This window comes from Singulisphaera chitinilytica, assembly GCF_049331405.1.
Taxonomy (GTDB): domain Bacteria; phylum Planctomycetota; class Planctomycetia; order Isosphaerales; family Isosphaeraceae; genus PoT.
In genome coordinates this window covers 6,028,834-6,046,427 of the sequence record NZ_CP186274.1, presented here as the reverse complement: position 1 = coordinate 6,046,427, position 17,594 = coordinate 6,028,834, and the positions used below count along the sequence as shown (strand labels likewise).

General features: G+C 68.1%; 9 protein-coding genes. 5 read left to right on the top strand and 4 right to left on the bottom strand.

The genetic code is table 11. From position 1 onward, the window contains the following. Positions 1-170: 170 nt before the first annotated feature. From ACOYYX_RS23905 to ACOYYX_RS23895, 3 genes are all read left to right on the top strand, one after another. Positions 171-7,268, top strand: coding sequence for a beta-ketoacyl synthase N-terminal-like domain-containing protein (locus ACOYYX_RS23905; RefSeq protein ID WP_422924393.1), 7,098 nt, complete (start codon positions 171-173; stop codon positions 7,266-7,268). Between the two features lie 118 nt (positions 7,269-7,386). After that, positions 7,387-8,430, top strand: coding sequence for a 3-oxoacyl-ACP synthase III (locus tag ACOYYX_RS23900; protein WP_422924391.1), 1,044 nt, complete (start codon positions 7,387-7,389; stop codon positions 8,428-8,430). A 55-nt stretch (positions 8,431-8,485) separates the two neighbouring features. Continuing rightward, a complete protein-coding gene (locus ACOYYX_RS23895; protein WP_422924389.1) occupies positions 8,486-9,412 on the top strand; it encodes an alpha/beta fold hydrolase in 927 nt (308 codons plus the stop codon). 18 nt (positions 9,413-9,430) lie between these two features. On the opposite strand, the gene ACOYYX_RS23890 is transcribed toward ACOYYX_RS23895, so the two are convergent. From ACOYYX_RS23890 to ACOYYX_RS23880, 3 genes are all read right to left on the bottom strand, one after another. Further along, positions 9,431-10,681: an acyltransferase family protein gene (locus ACOYYX_RS23890; protein ID WP_422924388.1), complete on the bottom strand. Its 1,251-nt coding sequence runs from the start codon at positions 10,679-10,681 to the stop codon at positions 9,431-9,433. A gap of 790 nt (positions 10,682-11,471) precedes the next feature. After that, positions 11,472-12,662, bottom strand: a complete 1,191-nt coding sequence (locus tag ACOYYX_RS23885) for a hypothetical protein (protein ID WP_422924386.1) — start codon at positions 12,660-12,662, stop codon at positions 11,472-11,474. Positions 12,663-12,802: 140 nt separating this feature from the next. Next, the gene (locus tag ACOYYX_RS23880; protein WP_422924384.1) at positions 12,803-12,991 is read right to left on the bottom strand and encodes a hypothetical protein; all 189 of its coding nucleotides are present in this window, start codon (positions 12,989-12,991) and stop codon (positions 12,803-12,805) included. A 277-nt stretch (positions 12,992-13,268) separates the two neighbouring features. Here ACOYYX_RS23880 and ACOYYX_RS23875 point away from each other — a divergent pair, with 277 nt between their 5' ends. Continuing rightward, entirely contained in the window at positions 13,269-14,882 is a 1,614-nt protein-coding gene (locus tag ACOYYX_RS23875) for a fatty acid CoA ligase family protein (protein WP_422931660.1), read from the top strand. Beyond that, a complete protein-coding gene (locus ACOYYX_RS23870; RefSeq protein ID WP_422924382.1) occupies positions 14,879-15,883 on the top strand; it encodes an NAD-dependent epimerase/dehydratase family protein in 1,005 nt (334 codons plus the stop codon). Before ACOYYX_RS23875 ends, ACOYYX_RS23870 begins: the two co-directional genes overlap by 4 nt. A gap of 8 nt (positions 15,884-15,891) precedes the next feature. On the opposite strand, the gene ACOYYX_RS23865 is transcribed toward ACOYYX_RS23870, so the two are convergent. Then, positions 15,892-17,439 carry a phytoene desaturase family protein gene (locus tag ACOYYX_RS23865; RefSeq protein WP_422924380.1) on the bottom strand — a complete coding sequence of 516 codons (1,548 nt, stop codon included), beginning with the start codon at positions 17,437-17,439 and terminating at the stop codon, positions 15,892-15,894. Positions 17,440-17,594: the final 155 nt, after the last annotated feature.

Sequence of the window (17,594 nt, the reverse complement as noted above, 5' to 3'; positions counted from 1 at the left end):
GATGATGCGGATCGGCCCGCACAGGGGTCCGGAGCCGGTCTGATCCGTCGTGGACGCCATCCACCGGGCGTCGACCGACACCCATTCCTTCGGATGGTTTGTTCCTGCGTCTATCGACCTTCGTACCATCGACTTGATCTGCGGATCGGCCCTCCATCACCAACAAGATCATGCAACAGGCCGAGCGGGTGGCGATCATCGGGATCGGGGGGATCTTCCCCGGCGCCCCCGACCTCGAGCGGTTTTGGTCCAACGTCGCGGGCGGGGTCGACTCCACGCGAGAGGTGCCGGCCGGGCGCTGGCTGCTCGACGCGGACGACGCCTACGACCCGCGCGTCGGCCTCGCCGACCACGTCTACTCGACGCGGGGCGGCTTCATCGAGGACTTCGCGTTCGACGCCGATGGGCTCGACATCGACCCGGACTTCCTCGACCGGCTCGACCCCTCCGTGCTCCTGGGGCTCCACGCCGGCCACCAGGCCTGGCGCGACGCCAAGATCGCGTCGCTCGACCGCAGTCGCGTCGGCGTCGTCCTCGGGCACATCGTCTTGCCCACCGAGTCGGCCTCGGCGATCGCCCGCGACACGCTCGGGCGGACCTTCGAGGAGCTCGTCGGCGTCGGGACCACGAGCCGGCGGGGGGACTCGACCGACCCCTGGAACGCGTACGTCGCGGGGCTCCCGGCCGGGCTGCTCGCCCAGGCGCTCGGGCTCGGCGGGGGGAGCTATACGCTCGACGCCGCCTGCGCTTCGTCGCTATACGCCCTGAAGCTCGCGTGTGACACGCTGCTCGCTGGCAGGGCCGACGCGATGCTCGCCGGGGGGCTCTCCAGGCCGGATCCCCTCTACACGCAGATGGGGTTCTCGCAACTGCGGGCCCTCGCGGCCTCGGGCAAGCCGAGCCCGTTCGACGAGCGGGGCGACGGACTGGTCGTCGGCGAGGGGGCGGGCGTCTTCGTCCTCAAGCGGCTCGGGGACGCCGTCCGCCAGGGAGATAAGATCTACGGCGTCATCGCGGCGGTCGGCCTCTCGAACGACGTTGACGGCGGGTTGCTCGCCCCGAGCTCCGAGGGGCAGCTCCGCGCGATGACCTCGGCCTACAAGCAGGCCGGCTGGGATCCGCGCGAGATCGACCTCATCGAGTGCCACGCGACCGGCACACCCGTCGGGGACGCCGTCGAGTTCAAGAGCCTCCGCGACCTCTGGGGCGGCGAGGGCTGGTCGGCGGGTCAGTGTGTGATCGGCTCGGTGAAGTCGAACATCGGCCACGCCCTGACGGCCGCAGGCTCGGCGGGCCTGCTCAAGCTCCTGCTCGCGCTCAAGCACGACACCTTGCCCCCGACCGCAAACTTCGAGAGCCCGTCGCCCAAACTCGACTACGAGCCCGGCCCCTTCCGGGTCCTGAGCGAGTCCCGCCCGTGGTCGCCCCGCAAAGCCGGGCAGGCCCGACGCGCGGCGATCAGCGGCTTCGGCTTCGGCGGCATCAATGCTCATGCCTTGATCGAAGAATGGATCCCGCCAACGGCCCCGGCGCGGGGCGAGCAAGCTCCCGCCTTGCATACCCGGTCCAGCCCCGGCGGCGGCTCGTTCGCCATCGTGGGGATGTCGGCCCACTTCGGCCCATTCCGAGGGCTGTGTGCCTTCCAGGAACGGGTGCTGGGCGGCGACATCCCGGGCGGCCCGGCCGTGCTCCGGAACTGTTGGGGGCTCTCGCAAAGCTCCTGGTTCCGCAACGAGGGTTTCGGCCAGCTCAAGCCGCTCGGCTACGCCATCAAGGACCTCACGCTCCAGTCCGATCGGTTCCGGATCCCTCCGCGCGAGCTCGAGGAGATGCTGCCGCAGCAGTCGCTGGCCTTGCTGGCGGCGGCCGAAGCGATCGCCGACGCCGGCTGGGACGATCGGCCAAGGCTCGAGGCCGGCGTCTTCGTCGGGATCGGGCTCGACCTGAATACGACGAACTTCAACCATCGCTGGTCCTTGCTCGAGAAGGCCAGGGCCTGGAACCGCGACGAGGGCTGGGGCCTCACCGAGGAGCAACTGGCGGAGTGGGTCGCCGCCCTCCGCGACGCCTCCGGCCCCGCGCTCTCGGCGAACCGCACGATGGGCGCCCTGGGGGGCCTCGTCGCGAGCCGGATCGCCCGCGAGTTCCGCATCGGCGGGCCGAGCTTCACGGTCTCGGGCGAGGAGACGTCGGGGCTCCGGGCCCTCGAGGTCGCCATGCGCCTGCTCGAGAACCGGGAGATCGACGAGGCGATCGTCGGCGCCGTCGACCTCGCCTGCGACTTCCGCGCGGTGCTCTGCACCCAGCAGATCCAGCCCTTCTCGAACTCGGGGACAGTCCGGCCGCTGGGCCGCGGGGCCGACGGCACGGTCCCCGGCGACGGCGCGGGGGCGGTCATCCTCAAGCGGCTCGAGGACGCCGAGCGCGACGGCGACCGGATCTACGCCGTGGTCAAGGGGCTGGGCGCGGCGACGGGGGTCGACCCCTCGGCCTACCTTTCCGCCCTCGACCGCTGCTACAACGAGGCCGACGTCGAGCCGGCCAGCGTGGAATACCTCGAGGCCAACGGCAGCGGGCGACCGGCCGAGGACCTGCTCGAGGCCTCGGCGCTCGCCGAGTTCGGCCGCCTCTGGCCATCGTCGTCTAAGTGCGCGTTGGGATCGGCCAAGGGGGACGTCGGCCACGCCGGCGCGGCCTCCGGGCTCGCCTCGCTCATCAAGGCCTCGCTCTGCCTGTATCAGCAGATGATCCCCCCCTTGCGCGGGGACGACGAGGTCCTGGCCGAGCTGGGCCCCGAGCGCTCGCCGTTCATCGCGCCGAGAGGGCCGCAATACTGGCTCCGCGACCGCGCCAGCGGCCCGAGACGCGCGGCGGTCAGCTCGCTCGGCAGCGACGGCAACATCCTCCACGCCCTGCTCGAGGCCTACGAACCCCAGGCGAGCATCGCCTACCCCGACCGGTTCCAGCCCCTCGGGCATCGGGGCTCGGTGCTCTTCGCGATCGAGGCCGACGACGATGAGGGTCTGCGACGCGGGCTCGACGAGCTGGACGCCCTAGTGGTCCGCGAGTCGTTCTCGAGCCTCGAAGCCCTGGCCAGGCGCTGGTGGCAGCTCCACGGGGTCGACCCTTCGAAGCGGCTGGGCCTGGCCCTCGTCGCGCACGAGGCGAAGTTCCGGCCGATCCTGGCCGCCGGCCGATCGGTCACCGACGCCCTCTTCGAGCTGACGGCCGAGGCCCGGCAACGCCTGGGCACGACCGATGCCAACCGCCACGCCAGGAGGCGCACCGACGACCGCGCCTTCCTCACCAGCGGGCAGTTCCCGCCGGGCTCCGAGGTCGCCTTCGTCTTCCCCGGCCTGGGCAACCAGTTCAGCGGCATGGGGCGGGCGCTGTCGTCGCTCTGGCCCGAGGTCTTCCGTGCGCAAGACGCCGAGAACGGCCGACTCCGGGGCCAGCTCGCCCCCGGGACTTTCTGGAACGAGGATCCGACGGACGGGTTCGCCGACCACCGGCCGCCGATCCTCGGCCAGGTCACGCTCGGCTGCCTCGTCTCCGACATGCTGCTCGCCTTCGGCCTCAAGCCGTGCGCAGCAATCGGGTACAGCCTCGGCGAGTCGGCCGCATTGTTCGCGCTCCGGGCCTGGACCGAGCGCGACGCGATGCTCCATCGGATCAACGAATCGCCACTCTTCCGAACCGAACTCGCCGGCCCCTGCGATGCCGCCCGACGCGCCTGGGGGATCCCGCAAGGGGAGCCGGTCGAGTGGGTGGCGGGGATCCTGCCGTACCCGGCCGAGGCGGTCCGCAAGGCAATCGCGGGGCAAGAGCTTGTCTACATCCTGATCGTGAACACGGCGAGCGAGACGGTCATCGGCGGCGATCGCCGGGCGGTCGAGCGTGCGGTCCAGGCCCTCGGGGGCCGGTTCTTCCCACTCCCGCTCGTCAGCACGATCCATTGCGAGGTCGCCCGCGAGGTGGAGCCCGCGTACCGGGAGTTGCATCTGCTGGAGACGACGCCCCCGCCGGGCATCCGGTTCTATAGCGGGGCCTCGTCCCTGCCGTTCATCCCCGATCGGGAGTCGGCCGCCGACGCCGTGCTCGCCCAGGCGATCCACGGCATCGACTACCCGGCGGTGATCGAGCGGGCCTACGCCGACGGCGTGCGCTTCTTCATCGAGGCGGGCCCCGGCGGCTCCTGCACGCGGATGATCGGCAAGATCCTCGAAGGGCGGCCGCACGTGGCGCTCTCGGCCTGCCTCCCCGGCCACGACCAGCTGACGACGGTCCTCGACCTCCTCGCCCGGCTCATCGCCGAGCGTGTGCCGGTCGACCTGACCCCGCTCTACGGCCCGAAGGAGTTGGCCGCGAAGACCCCCAGTCAGGGGGGCGGCAAGCCGTCCCGAGTCATCAAGGTCGAGGTCGGCGGGCAGCCCTATCGGATACCCAAGCCGCCGACGCAAGGGCGTCGCCCGACTCGCCCGCCGAGCCTGCCGCCGTCGCACGAGCCCGTGAGCCGCTTCGACGCGGAGCCGATCGCGCCCCCGAGGCCGCCCGCCATCCCACACGTCGCGAGCGAGCCTCGCTTTGTCCAACCAACCGAGACGCCGGACATCAGCCGGAACAGCGGACAGGTGCCTCCTCAAGTGCCGAACCTCGCCATGCTCCCGACGACCGACAGCCAACCCCTGAACCGGCAAGTCGCCGACTCCGAGAGCGCCCGGGCCGAGGCGCACGAGGCGTTCCTGAAGATCTCGAGCGACCTGAGCCAGACGCTGGCCAACCAGCTCGCCTTCCAGATGGCGCTCATCGAGGCCCTGCTCGACGACCCGGCTGGCGTCGCCTCGGCCCATGCCCACGCGACGCCGATCCAGGTCGAGGAACACGCACCTGAGCCGACTCTCGAAGCACCCGTCCCCGCTCTCGAGGCGCCCGCCGTCCCCGTCGCGCTCGATCGGAACCAGTGCCTCGAGTTCGCCATCGGCTCGATCGGCGCGGTGCTCGGTCCCGAGTTCGCCGAGATCGACGCCCACCCGACCCGGGTCCGGCTGCCGGATGAGCCCTTGATGCTGGTCGACCGGATCCTCTCGATCGAGGGCGAGCCGCGCTCGATGCAAGGGGGCCGGGTCGTCACCGAGCACGACGTCCTGCGGGGGGCCTGGTATCTCGACGGGGGCCGGATCCCGACCTGCATCGCGGTGGAGTCGGGGCAGGCCGACCTCTTCCTCTCGGGCTACCTCGGGATCGACTTCATCACCAAGGGGCTGGCCGTCTATCGGCTGCTCGACGCGGTGGTGACCTTCCACCGCTCGCTGCCGGTCCCGGGCGACGTGATCCATTACGACATCCACATCGACCACTTCTTCCGGCAGGGGGAGACGTACCTCTTCCGGTTCCACTTCGAGGCGACCGTGGGCGGCGAGCCGCTGATGTCGATGCAGGACGGCTGCGCCGGGTTCTTCACCGCAGAGGCCCTCGCGGCCGGGCAGGGGATCGTCGCGCCTCGCCTCGAACGCCAGACCCGCACCGGCGGCAGGCCCGACGACTGGGAAGACTTCGTCAGCGTGGGGGTCGAGTCGTATGACGACCATCAGGTCGAGGCCCTGCGCCGAGGGGACCTGGAAGCCGCCTTCGGCCCGCAGTTCGCCGGCCTCGCGCTCCGCGACCCGGTCCGACTGCCGGGGGGCCTGATGACACTGGTGCATCGGGTCCTCGAACTCGATCCGCACGGCGGCAAGTTCGGGCTCGGCCGGATCCGCGCCGAGGCGGACATCGACCCCGAAGCCTGGTTCATGACCTGCCACTTCGTCGACGACCGCGTGATGCCCGGCACGCTCATGTTCGAGTGCTGCCTGCACACGCTCCGGATCCACCTCATGCGGCTCGGCTGGGTCGGCGAGCACGACGAGATCGCCTGCGAGCCGATCCCGGGCGTCGCCAGCCGCCTGAAGTGCCGCGGGCAGGTCATCGAGTCGACCCGGAAGGTCACGTACGAGGTCACGATCAAGGAGCTCGGCTACGGCCCCGAGCCCTACGCGATCGTCGACGCCCTGATGTACGCCGACGGCAAGCCGGTCGTCGAAATCAGCGACATGTCCTTGCGCATGACGGGGCTCTCTCGAGAGGCCCTGCAAAGGACCTGGGCCGGTCGCCAGCCTCAGGCCGGCTCGGCCCTCGCGACTCGCGACGTCGAGCCCCCCGCGCTGTACGACTTCAACCGGATCCTGGCCTTCGCCGTGGGCAACCCCTCCGACGCCTTCGGAGAGCCCTATCGGATCTTCGACTCGGGGCGGGTCATCGCTCGACTCCCCGGGCCTCCGTTCCAGTTCCTCGACCGCATCACCGCGATCCAGGCCGAGCCCTGGAAGCTCGCAGCCGGGGGCGAGATCGAGGCCCGCTACGACGTGCCGGCCGATGCCTGGTACTTCGCCGCCGAGCAGGACCGGCACATGCCCTTCGCCGTGCTGCTCGAGGCCGCCCTGCAGCCTTGCGGCTGGCTCGCGGCCTACCTCGGCTCGGCCCTGACCAGCGACGCCGACCTGAAGTTCCGCAACCTCGGCGGCTCGGCCGTCGCGCTCGAGCCGGTGACGCCGGAGACCGGGACCCTCGTCACGAAGATCAAGATCACGAAGGTCTCGCGCTCGGCGGGCATGATCATCCAGAACTTCGACATGGAAGTTCAGGCCCAGGGGCGCACGATCTACAAGGGCGACACGTATTTCGGCTTCTTCCTCGCCGAGGCCCTGGCCAACCAGATCGGCATCAGGGACGCGGCGCTCTATCGGCCGAATCCGGAAGAGCTGGCGCGGGCCCAGTCGTTCGCCTACCCGCGCGAGGCGCCGTTCCCCGACGACCGCCTGCGGATGATCGACCAGGTCGACGTGTTCATCCCCGACGGCGGGCCGCACGGGCTCGGGTTCATCGAGGGGTCGCAGCCGGTCGACCCCGGGACCTGGTATTTCCAGGCCCACTTCTACCAGGATCCCGTCTGCCCCGGCTCGTTGGGGTTGGAATCATTCCTGCAACTGCTTAAAGTCAAAGCCTCCGAGCGCTGGGGGGTCGGCCCCGAGTCGGTCTTCCGCTTCGAGTCCAGCCTGCCGCATCGCTGGATGTACCGCGGCCAGGTGCTGCCGACCGACCGCCGCGTGGTCGTCCAGGCGACCATCACCGAGATCGACGACCGGACCCGCCGCCTCAAGGCCGACGGGTTCCTCACGGTGGACGGGCGCACGATCTTCCAGATGAACGACTTCACGCTCGGGGTGGATTGACGCGGACGGGGACGAAGATTGAGCAGAGAGAGGGCCGGGGCGCACTCGGCCCTTCGCAGCAAGGGGCATCGCCCTGCGACGACGAGACGCCGGGCGACGGCCTCGAAGCGGAGACTCGATGAGATACTCGCGGGTTTATATCGACGCGATCGGATACGAACTGCCCCCCATCGTCGTCACCTCGGCGGAGCTCGAGGGGCGGCTCAAGCAGTTCTACGACGCCTTGCGCATCCCCCCGGGACAGATCGAGGCCCTGACCGGGATCGTCGAGAGGCGATGGTGGGACGAGGGCTATCCCGTCTCCGAAGGGGCGACCGCCGCAGCCAAGCAGGCCTTGGCGAACTCGAAGGTCGAGCCCGAGGACCTCGACGTCCTGATCTACGCGGGGGTCTGCCGCGAGCTGTTCGAGCCGGCCACGGCCTGCCGGGTCGCCGCGGGCGTGGGGGTCTCGGGCGACGCGGCCGTCTACGACATCAGCAACGCCTGCCTCGGCGTGCTCAACGGCATGATCGACATCGCCAACCGGATCGAGCTCGGCCAGATCCGCGCGGGCATGGTCGTCTCGTGCGAGACCGCACGCGAGATCAACGACATCATGATCGACCGGATGCTCACCTCCGGCACGATGGAGACGTTCAAGGAGTCGCTGGCGACCCTCACGGGAGGCTCGGGCGCCGTCGCCGTGCTGCTGACGGACGGCTCGTTCTCGCCCGAGAAGCGGCGCAAGCTCCTCGGCGGCGTCACGCAGACCGCGCCACAGTTCCACGCCCTCTGCCGCTGGGGGATCGAGGCGATCCGCCCCTTCGGCTTCTCCCAGTTCATGGCCACCGACTCGATCGCCGTCCTCAAGCACGGCGTCGAGCTCGGCACCCGCACCTGGGCGGCCTTCCTCCGCAAGCTCGGCTGGATGAAAGACCAGATCGACAAGGTGATCTGCCACCAGGTCGGCTCGGGCCACCGCGACACGATCTTCCAGACACTGGGGATCTCCCTGGATAAAGACTTCTCCACATACACGTATCTCGGCAACATCGGCACCGTCTCCCTGCTGCTGACCGCCGCGCTGGCCGAGGATCGCGACTTCCTCCGCCCCGGCGACCGCGTGGCCTTCCTCGGCATCGGCAGCGGCCTCAACTGCCTGATGCTCGGGCTCGAGTGGTGAGGCGCCCCCGATCGCAGCGCACACGCCCGTTCGCCAACGACCCAGGTTCCTCGCAATGACCGAAAGCTTCGACGATTTCCGGCGGCTCCACCCCGGTCGCGACCTCGACCTGAACGGCCTGCGCTACCACTACCTCGACGAGGGGCAGGGGGATCCGGTCGTGATGGTCCACGGCAACCCCTCCTGGTCGTACTACTACCGGAACCTCGTCGAGGCGCTCTCCGGCTCGTATCGCACCGTGGTCCCCGACCACATCGGCTGCGGCCTCTCTGACAAGCCCGACGACTCCAGATATACGTACACGCTCTCGCGTCGGGTCGACGACCTCGAGGCCCTGCTCGATCACCTGGGGATCGACCGCAACATCACGCTCGTCGTCCACGACTGGGGCGGGATGATCGGCATGACCTATGCCGCCCGGCACCCGGAGCGCATCGCCCGGCTCGTCATCCTCAACACGGCCGCCTTCCACCTGCCGCCGACCAAGTCGTTCCCGTGGGCCCTCTGGGTCTGCCGCGACTCGCCGGTCGGGGCCCTGATGGTCCGCGGCCTGAACGCGTTCTGCCGGGGGACGGCCACGATCGGCTGCAAGCACTACAAGATGCCCGCCGTCGTCCGCGAGGCCTACCTCGCCCCTTATGATTCCTGGGCGAACCGGATCGCCATCCATCGCTTCGTCCAGGACATCCCGCTCCGCCCCGGCGACCGCGGGTTCGACCTGATCAGCGAGGTCGAGGGCCGGCTCGAGATGCTCTCTCATGTCCCCATGTTCATTGCCTGGGGCATGAAGGACTTCGTCTTCGACCGCCACTTCCTCGCGGAGTGGATCCGCCGGTTCCCGAAGGCCGAGGTCCACAAGTTCCCCGAGGCCGGCCACTACATCCTCGAGGACGAGGTCGCGGAGGTCGTGCCGCTCGTGCAGGCCTTCCTGCAAAAGCATCCCGTGTCGGACGCGAGCCGGACCGAGGATGTCGCCACCTGACATCGAGGCGCCGACGCTTCAACGCGAATAGACGGCCTCGGCGGGGTTCCAGCCGTCGCGGCCGCGCGGCGTACCCGCGGTCGCCCGTTCCTCGCGCTTCTGGCCTTCGAGCCAGGCGATGACTCGCTTGCCGAGGGTCTGGCCGGGGATCTCGATATAGCGGTAGGTGAGGGTCGACAGCCCCAGGGTCATCGCGAACGCCAGCACGCCCCACGTCGCCAGGACGATCGGCCAGGGCTGCGCCTCCAGGCCGGGCCAGACGCGAATGAGGAGGCCGCGGGTCACAGCCAGTGCCGCGAAGTGCGTGATATAGGCGCTGAAGCTGACCGTCCCCAGGTATGAGAGAAACCGGTTCACGATCAGGCGATGCGGGTGCATGGCCGTCGACCAGACGAAGAGCAGGATGACCAGGCCATAGAGCGTATTCGGCAGCCCCCGGAACGAGAGCGGCCCTCCCACGCTGAGCGCGACATACAGGTAGCAGGACGCCAGCAGCATCAGCAGCGAGACGCCGTAATTCCCGGGCTTCGTCGCGTCGAGCGTGTCGCGCATCAGGAAGTATGCCATGATCCCGACGAAGAAGATGGGCAACTGCGCGGGGAACCACCAGAGGCCGAACAGGTACGCGTTGGCCTGATATCGGCCGCCGTATGCGGCGTGCAGATACCGCTCCAGCACCACCGAGAGTATCGAGCCCGCCAGCAGGCTGAGGAACCAGCCCCAGGCCGCCTGGTCGGCGCGCCTGACGACGCGGAAGAGCAGGGGGACAAACAGGTAGAACGTCATCTCGACGGCGATCGACCATCCCCCCGGCACGACCAGGTTGATCCAGAAGGGGCTCCAGCCGTGAACGAAGGTGAAGGTCGCCACGAGCCCTCGCCAGTCGATCACGCCATAGAGGTCCGCGTTGAAACTTCGAGTCACCGGCCAGCACGCATAGAACAGGGCCGCCGCGTAGAAGAGCGGGGCGATCCGGAAGTAGCGCCGGAGGAAGAAATTCCGGAGCGGCCGGGCCTCGGTCCCCCGACGTGACTCGAGCGAGAGGAAAAGCGTCAGGGCGCTCAGGATGAAGAAGAGCTGGACGCCGAACGCCCCCTGAGTCAGCACCCGGCCGATCGGCGCGGGGATCTGACGGACCTCTTGCCCGACGTGGCAGAGGAAGACGCCGAGGAAGGCCCAGCCACGCAACGAATCGATGAACGCGAATTTCCGAATGTTTCGCGAGGGCCCCGGAGGCGCCGGGGAATCGCCTTGATACTCGTTGGTCACTCCGCACCTCCTTGTGCTGTCGAAACGTCGCTCGGTCCTTCGCGTGACGTTCCCTCTCGGGGCATGATATTCGCACTCCGAGGTCACGAGCCAGCGGCGCAAGACGATTCCGATCGAAGGCAAAGGGGGGGCCTGACGACGCGGCCAATCTCCACGCCAAACGGCACACAGGGCAAGGCTTTATGCAAATGGATCGGGCCCGGAACGGGCTGGCCCAACCTCGGCGAGAAAGCGACATCGTCTCGATGGAGCGAGGCTCTCGCTTGCGCCGCCATCTCCAGGCCATGACGGGAATTCCGTCGATGATTGCCCGAGTCGCGGATCCACCGAGATGGTCTCGAGATCCGGCCTTGCCCTCTCCGCCAATCTGCAGAGTGGCGCAACGGGCCTCACGAACACTCGGCCCGAACCTATCACATCCCGATCGGTCACTTCAAGGGCTATCCTTATTTTCTAAAATACTATCAATACAATTATGAAGCAACGCCCCCGAAACATCCTCCGAGTCAAGACCAAATCGAGCGGCTCGCCTATGGCTCTTCATCGAGCACTCAACCCGGAAAAGCACGCCTACGCCAAATACAATTGTGTACTAATTTTATCAAACAAATTCAATACCAATTTAAATCACTTCATATTATAACCGAACGACATCCAAAGGTTGTGGCGACGCCGACCCGATATATCGAGGAATGAATGCCGAGAAAAAAGGCCCTCGCGACTTTCATCGCGAGGGCCCTTTCACGCCTCGAATCGGCGGAAGGACTCGGGGCGTGAAGAGGGGAGAGGATCAGGACAGGTGCCCGCGACGGCCGCGGATGTTGGCGTCGCCCGCGTCGGAGGACGTGTAGGTGAGGATGTAATCGCCATAGATGTTCATGCTGACCACCGCATGCCCGCCGGCGCCGGCGTCGATCGTCGTGACCTGGTTGGAGGCCGAGACCTCGGCGACCTTGTTGCGGAAGATGTTGGAGAAGCTCTGGTAGGCGACCACGAACCCGCCGCCGCTCGGCTTCAAGGCAACCGACGCGCTGCCCTGGATGGTCGAGGAACTGGAGATGTTGATCTCGGCGCCCATGACGCCGGTGTTGCTGACGCGCCTCGCCTTGATGTCGGTGCCGTTGCGATCCCAGGCGACCACCGTGTTGCCCGAGCTGTCGATCGCGACGCTCGGCAGCTCATCCCAGGAGGTGCTCGACGCGATATAGCTCGAGCCGGCCAGCCCGCCGTAGGCGTTGTAGCGGTTCATCTTGATGTCGTGGTCGGACGAGCTGTACGCCTCCTCCCAGGCCACGGCGAACTGCCCGTCGGCCGCCATGGATACGCTCGCATTGGTCTCGGCCTTGGCGGTGGTGGCGACGTTGACCACCTGGGTCAGGTTGCCGTAGCTGTCGTACCTCTTGGCGAAGATGTCGGGGTTATTATTGTTGGTATTCCGAGTGTAGGCGACGACGAAGTCGCCCCAGGCATCCATCCCCACCTCCGGGTCGGACTCCTTGAACGTCCCCGCCCCGACCTGGATCACGCCGCCGACGGCCGCGCCGTTCGCGTTGAATCGTTGCGCCACGACGTTGGTATCGCCGCTGGTCTGGGTCTGCCGCCAGGCCACGACGAAGTCGCCGAAGGCGTCGATCGCCACCGAGGGCGTCCCCTCGTCGAGGCTGCTATAGCTGACGACGATCTCCGGCCCGACCTTATTGCCGTAGCGGTCCATCCGCTGGGCCCGGATGTCGTGGTCGGTGTTGCTATAAGTATCGGTCCAGACGACGACCGAGGTCCCGTTGTTCGACGTGGCATTATCACTGTCATACTGCGCATTGCGGGTCGTCGTATTCACCGGGGCATAGAACTCCGGGCCGACCGACATCAGCTGTCGCCCCTCGAGCGACTCCAGCGCCGGCTTACGCTTGCGAGAGCGGGCCGGGGACGGTGACGAGGATGAGACGCGCCGATGATCCGACTTCAATAGCTTCGAGAACATGTTTGTGCATTCTCCCGTTGGCAGGGCATCACGCCGAATCGGCATACCCTGACTCGTTACGAGTCGCCTATACGTTGGGGACGATGAGTCGAATCCATCCGTTACGAGTTCACATTCCTTCGCTTTTTCATTTTTCTCGATTAACGGGCCGCCAGACGCCTCGACTTCCGGCGGTCCACGAGCCAGGAGGCGAACCCGCCCACCGTGCCGGCCAGGACCGTCCAGGGCATATCCCTCGAGGTGAAGTGGTCCCAACCGAGGCCGACCCGCACGAGGGTGACGGCGGCGATGGCCAGCATGACCACCCCGATGAACCCCAGGAGCCTCATCGCATTCCTCCATAGACATGGGTGATGAGGAGGACTACTCAGGCCTCCTCCGCCGGGGTTATCAGGCTCCGGAGGCGTAGCGGACGAACCGACGCCGAATTTTCTGGGCCTCCACCCATCCGACGACCTCGAACCGTTCGTCCGATCGCGAGTTATCCGGTATGCTCTTTCCTTTGGGGTTGCGCCCTGCATTTGACTCCGACCCTTGCCTCAGGATGTCCCGAACTTGATCGACACCGATTCCAGCTCCAGCAACATCGCCGCGAGCCTGCCGGACATGGCCCGCCGCCGCGGCGACGCCCTGGCCGTGATCTGGCCCGCGCGCGGCGAGCGCCTGACCTTCCTCGAGCTCGATGCGCTCAGCGACCGCATGGCGCGAGGCCTGAGGACGATCGGGATCGATCGAGGAGTCCGCACGGTCGTGATGGTCAAGCCGAGCGTCGACTTCTTCGCCCTGACCTTCGCCCTCTTCAAGCTCGGCGCGGTGCCCGTCCTAATCGACCCCGGCATGGGGTTCAAGAACCTGAAGCAGTGCATCCGCGAGGCCGCCCCAGAGGCCTTCATCGGCATCCCCAAGGCCCAGGCGGCTCGGCAGGTCCTGGGCTGGGGCAAGGAGACGCTGACGAAGCTCGTGACGGCCGGGCGACGCTGGCCGGGGGGCGGGCCGACCCTCGCCCAGCTCACCCGCGTGGGGGCATCGCAAAAGGGTGACGAGCCGGTCATGGCCCGCCCGGAAACCGGCGAGACGGCCGCGATCCTGTTCACGAGCGGGAGCACGGGGATCCCCAAGGGGGTCGTCTACTCGCACGCGATCTTCAACCGCCAGGTCGAGTTGCTCCGCGGCCTCTACGGGATCGAGCCGGGCGAGGTCGACCTCTGCACCTTCCCACTCTTCGCCCTCTTCGGCCCGGCGCTGGGGATGACCTCGATCATCCCCGAGATGGACGCGACCCGCCCCGCGCAGGTGGACCCGACCAGGATCCTCGGGGCCATCGAAGAGTTTAAAGTCACCAATATGTTCGGGTCGCCGGCCCTGATCCGCCGCGTGGGCGAGTATGGCGCGGCCCACGGCGCACGCCTGTCGACGCTCCGCCGGGCGATCTCCGCCGGGGCCCCCGTGCCGGCCGAGGTCCTGGCGACCTTCGCCGGCATCCTCGAGCCCTCCGCGTTGATCCACACCCCCTACGGCGCGACCGAGGCCCTCCCCGTCTGCTCGATCTCGAGCGCTCTGATACTAGGGGAGACGCGTCAGCGCACGGACGAGGGGGCGGGGGTCTGCGTCGGGACTCCCGTCGACGGCGTGACCGTCCGAATCATCAAGATCAGCGACGAGCCCATCGCAAGTTGGGACGACTCGCTGCTCGTGCCCGACGGCGAGATCGGCGAGATCGTGGTGCAGGGGACCAACGTCACCCGCGAGTATTTCCATCGCCCCGAGTCGACCGCCCTAGCCAAAATCGAGGCGGAGCCGGGGAGGTTCTATCACCGCATGGGGGACCTCGGCTATCGTGACGACCGGGGGCGGATCTGGTTCTGCGGGCGCAAGGCCCACCGGGTCGTGACCGAGCGGGGCCCGCTCTTCACCATCCCCTGCGAGGCCGTCTTCAATACGCATCCCGCCGTCTTCCGCACCGCGCTCGTCGGCGTCGGAGTGCCCGGCCGGATGCGACCCGTCCTCTGCGTCGAGTTGAACCGTCCCGCCAACGGCGAGCGCGTCAGGATCGACCTCGATTCGATCCGCCGCGAGCTACTCGAGGTCGGCCGAAAATATCCGCATACTCGTGATATCGACATGATTCTCTATCATCCCGCCTTCCCCGTCGACATCCGCCACAACGCCAAGATCTTCCGCGAGAAGCTGGCCGTCTGGGCGGCGAGGAAACTGAAATGAACGCGCTGGTTACGGGCGGTGGCGGCTTCCTCGGCGGCGCCATCGTCGACCTCCTACTCGCCCGGGGGGCCTCGGTCCGCACCCTGGCCCGGGGCGAATATCCCCGACTCAAGGAACGCGGCGTGGCCACGATCCGGGGCGACCTCGCCGACGCGACCGCCGTGCGTCGGGCCGTCGAAGGCTGCGACGTCGTCTTCCACGTCGCGGCCAAGGCCGGCATCTGGGGCCCCTTCGAGGAGTATCGTCGCGCCAACGTCGAGGGGACCCGCCACATCATCGACGCCTGCCGCGCCCTGGGAGTCCGCCGGCTCGTCTTCACGAGTTCCCCCAGCGTCGTCTTCGACGGCAAGGACATGGCGGGGGTCGACGAATCGGCCCCGTACCCCGCGCACCACGAGTCGTTCTACTCGGCGACGAAGGCCGAGGCCGAGCGCCTCGTCCTGGCTGCGAACGACGAGAAGCTCGCGACGGTCGCGCTCCGCCCGCACCTGATCTGGGGCCCCGGCGACAACCACCTGATCCCCCGCGTCATCGCCAAGGCCAAGGCCGGGCGGCTCCGCAAGATCGGCCGCGAGGATCATCTCGTCGACACCATCTACATCGACAACGCCGCCCAGGCCCATCTGCTCGCAGCCGACCGCCTCGCCCCCGGCTCTCCCATCGCCGGCAAGGCCTACTTCCTCTCGCAAGGGGAGCCGGTGCCCCTCTGGGATCTGATCAACCGGATCCTCCGCGCAGCAGGGGCCCCGCCCGTCACGCGCTCCGTGCCGATGGGCTTCGCGCTCGCCGCCGGCAGCCTGCTCGAGACCATCTACCGCACGTTCGGGATCTCGGGCGAGCCGCCGATGACGCGGTTCCTCGCCCATCAGCTCTCGACCGCCCACTGGTTCAACATCGACGCCGCCCGCCGCGACCTCGGCTACGAGCCGGCCGTCTCCATCGACGAGGGCCTGCGCCGCCTGGAAGCCTCCTTCCAGAGCAAGCAACCCGCAATCACCTGACGACGGCATCACATGCTGTATTCAGGGACCGGATGATTCGCGGGCTGCGAACGTGCCCGACGCCCGCAAATCCATTTCGGTCGCGACGTGCTCGCTAGGATCCCCTCGGCGACGAGCCGGCTGCCGAGGCAGCAGGCCACGGTCCCCAGGCCCGGCCAGGTGCTGTCGCCGACGAGCCAGAAGCCGGGGATGCCGACATCGTGCGGCAGGGCGTTCTGGTTCGCATTGCTCAGGCTCTGCTTCACCCCGCCCACCGCGCCTCGAGGACGCCTGGTGAACCGCTCGAAGGTCCTGGGCGTGGCGACCTCGCAGATGACCGCCCGACGGCCCAGTTCCGGGTAGACGCGCCTCGCGCACCCGAGGAGACGCTCGCCCGCCTCGCGCTTGCGGGCCTCGTACTCTTCGTTACCAAGTCCCTCCCAGGGACCAAGCTCGCAGTGGGTCGAGATCATGACCGCGCGATGGCCGGGCGGGGCGCTCTCGAGGTCGCTGTCGGCCGAGACGGAGACGAACATGTTGTTCCCATCGCCGAGCGGCCTGGCGTAATCCTGCAAGAGTTGATGGTGGGTCCAGGCCTGCCCGTCGACCTCATCCTCCGGCACCCCGAGGAAGACGACGATCGCGCCTCCCTGGGCTGCGGCATCGCGACGGAGATACGGCTCCAGCTTCCTCGCCACGGGGGCCGGCCCGAGCCTGGCCGTCAGGCCCGCGGGCAAGGCCGACACCACCCGCGCCGCACCGAAGACCCCTCGGCGCGTGATGACGCGAAAAGCCCCCGCCTGGCCCTCGATGCGATCCACCGCGCAGCCGACGCGAAGCTCGCCCCCCAGCGATCGGTAATGATCCACGAACCCTCGCCAGAACCCTCGCATGCCGCCGCGGGCCCGATGGAGCCCGGCCCCCCGGATCGTGACGCCGAGCGCCGCATCGATCAAAGGGGCCTTATCCAGGGAGCTATGCACGGTGTCTTCCACGATCATCGCGAGCAACCCCTTGAGGGCATCCTCGCCGGATAGTCCGTAGGCCTGCAGGGCGTCGGCGACGGTCCATCGCACATATCTGGCGAGCAGGCCGTCCTCCCAGCCGAGGGCCCGCGCCGCACCGATCGCATCGCCGAGGCTCTGGATCGGCAGCTTGACCCCGCGTCGGCTCACCCCCCAGAAAACGGACGATAGCCGGTCGAGCAGTTGCCAGAACCCGCGATGGGCCGGGGTTTCGCCGAAGGCACGGAGCCGCTCCCGATCCCATTCCGCCGGGTCGCGATGCAGCGCAACAGTTCGATCGGGGAGCCAGCCCACGTAACCCGGCAGGGCCTCGCCGTCGAGCGGCTCGGCTCCGATGGCCTCGAGCAGTTCGCCGCCGACGCCCCCGGGGCCGAAGTCGACCAGGGTCGTGGCCCCGACGTCGAACGAGAACCCCTTGCGTCGATAGAACCCCGCACAGCCGCCGGGCTGCCCGTGGGCCTCCAGGACGACCGTCGAGAACCCACGCGCCTGGAGCCGCGCCGCCGTGGCCATCCCCGCGATCCCGCCTCCGATAATCGCCACGTCATGCATCGCGATCTGCCCTCGACCAGACATCTTGCAATGAACCGATCCCATTCAGGCCTACGTGGAGAACCGTAAGGTCGCGCCCGACTTAACCGGCCCGCGGAGATTTTCCCCCCTGAAGAGCCCGGCCCCATCTACGGGTTACCCCGTTGACATCTACG

Excerpts from the sequence above, each read along its gene's own strand:
- ACOYYX_RS23905 (WP_422924393.1), top strand. The coding sequence starts at position 171 with ATGCAACAGGCCGAGCGGGTGGCGATCATCGGGATCGGGGGGATCTTC.
- ACOYYX_RS23900 (WP_422924391.1), top strand. The coding sequence starts at position 7,387 with ATGAGATACTCGCGGGTTTATATCGACGCGATCGGATACGAACTGCCC.
- ACOYYX_RS23895 (WP_422924389.1), top strand. The coding sequence starts at position 8,486 with ATGACCGAAAGCTTCGACGATTTCCGGCGGCTCCACCCCGGTCGCGAC.
- ACOYYX_RS23885 (WP_422924386.1), bottom strand. The coding sequence starts at position 12,662 with ATGTTCTCGAAGCTATTGAAGTCGGATCATCGGCGCGTCTCATCCTCG.
- ACOYYX_RS23880 (WP_422924384.1), bottom strand. The coding sequence starts at position 12,991 with ATGAGGCTCCTGGGGTTCATCGGGGTGGTCATGCTGGCCATCGCCGCC.
- ACOYYX_RS23875 (WP_422931660.1), top strand. The coding sequence starts at position 13,269 with ATGGCCCGCCGCCGCGGCGACGCCCTGGCCGTGATCTGGCCCGCGCGC.
- ACOYYX_RS23870 (WP_422924382.1), top strand. The coding sequence starts at position 14,879 with ATGAACGCGCTGGTTACGGGCGGTGGCGGCTTCCTCGGCGGCGCCATC.
- ACOYYX_RS23865 (WP_422924380.1), bottom strand. The coding sequence starts at position 17,439 with ATGCATGACGTGGCGATTATCGGAGGCGGGATCGCGGGGATGGCCACG.